Here is a 1,750-nt window from a genome sequence, read left to right as displayed (position 1 = left end):
AACATCACCTAATAACAGTGCTTTTCGTATACGTTTAATCAAACATCCCTAACCAGGCAATCGAGCTCGTCAGCTCTTATGCTTAAATCTGGTTACCCCACCCCTCCCCAGAGGTGGCTCAGGTATCAATTGATTGAAACTCAATTAGAGATAGACGATTTTGGCCACCAATAATGTTAAATCAGGTGCCAGCGATTACCTATTTTCACCCCCCCTACATGGGGGGTGTTTTTGGATCTTTTTTGACTAAAAAAATACCCTTTCAGAAACAACAAGGGGTGCCACTGGCACCCCTTGATAAAAACCTTTAAAAACAAATGGTTAAGATTATTTGGCCGAAGCCTCGAGCCAGCCATTAACCTGCGACAAATCCGCATCGATTAACACGCCAGCGGCACGCTTTAGTCGAATAAAATTGATTGCATAATCATTGCGAGCCGTAATGTAATTCATTTGCGCCATCGCAAGATCCTGTTGGGCATCCAAAACCGCAATCATGCCGTACAAACCCGACTGAAAACCCCGCTCACGATTATCCAGCACAGCCTGCTGTGCCACCACGGTCTGTTCCAACGCCTTGATCTGAGCGATATTGGCCACCACGCCGTGATAGGCGGATTGCGCCTGATTTTCAACACCGCGTTTTACCTGGGTCAGATCTTCCTGAGCCTTATGCATCCGTTTTACGGCTTCGCGCTTGCGGGAAGAAACAGCCCCCCCCTGATAAATGGGCACATCCAGAGTCAGCATTACATCTTGCTGCTCGATTTCATTTTGCCCCCCATACAGTGAGCCGCCGGACTCCTGAGTGTAATCCTGAATCACCAGCGACAGGGTTGGAAAATGACCAGCATTCTGAGCCCTGATTTCATATCGGGCTTCCTGCAACTGTTCCTGCGCCACCTTGACATCAGGGTTGGACTCCAGACCTCGATTGACCCAATCCTCTGAACTGGCAGGCTCCGGAGATATCAACGGCAAATCCCGCTGCATTCCCTCGAGTCGCTCAGGTAAATGGCCGATTATCTCCAGCATGGCATAGCGGGCATCCCCATAGAGGCGTTGATATTCAACTTCCTGCGCAACCGAAGACAAATAGCGAGCCCGGGCATCCTGATATTCAGCCTCACGACCCAGACCAGCGTCAAAGCTTTTCTTGGCGTAATTCAGATGCCCTTCTAAGGCTTTTTTCTCAGCCGCAATGGATGACAACTGCTCTCGAGCTTTGAGCAATTCGAAATAGGTTTCACCAACACGCAGCAACAGATCTTGATAGGCTTTTTCAAACTCAAAGTCCGCCCGGGTTCGAGCCACTTTGGCCTGCCCATAACGCATCCAGTACTCATAATTAAAAATCGACTGCGACAGGGTCAGAGTATCGGTATCGGTTTCGAAATCCTGCTGCCCGGAACCGAATACATCGTTAGGGGTCTGGATGATATTCTGATCGGAATCCATTTGCTCAAGGGAATAGGTGATACCCGGCAATAATCTGGCACGCGCCTGCTTGACCGACTCTCCTACCGCCTCACGCTCAAACCCGGCACCAAGAAACTGTGGATCTGCAAGCTTGGCTTTATCGAGGATCTGCAACAGATTTTCCGCCCCGGCAGAATGCCCTATCAGCAAAGCGCCTGCAGCCAAACCATTAACCAACCACTTCATGTCCCTCTCCCTGTTACTGACTGTGCGTTCATGGGTGCTCATTTATAGACCAGATTCAGCCAAAATGCATACCCCATTCGAGTAT

General features: G+C 49.5%; 1 protein-coding gene. It reads right to left on the bottom strand.

What is annotated here, in order from left to right; genetic code table 11:
- Positions 1–327: 327 nt before the first annotated feature.
- Complete coding sequence (locus ACPXV9_RS08030) at positions 328–1,665, bottom strand: TolC family outer membrane protein (protein WP_423895930.1); 1,338 nt, start codon at positions 1,663–1,665, stop codon at positions 328–330.
- Positions 1,666–1,750: the final 85 nt, after the last annotated feature.

Source organism: Candidatus Pelagadaptatus aseana (assembly GCF_040362265.1).
Classification (GTDB): Bacteria; Pseudomonadota; Gammaproteobacteria; order Pseudomonadales; family Cellvibrionaceae; genus Pelagadaptatus; species Pelagadaptatus aseana.
The sequence above is the reverse complement of the archived record's forward strand: the minus strand, read 5'-3'. Positions and strand labels throughout refer to the sequence as shown.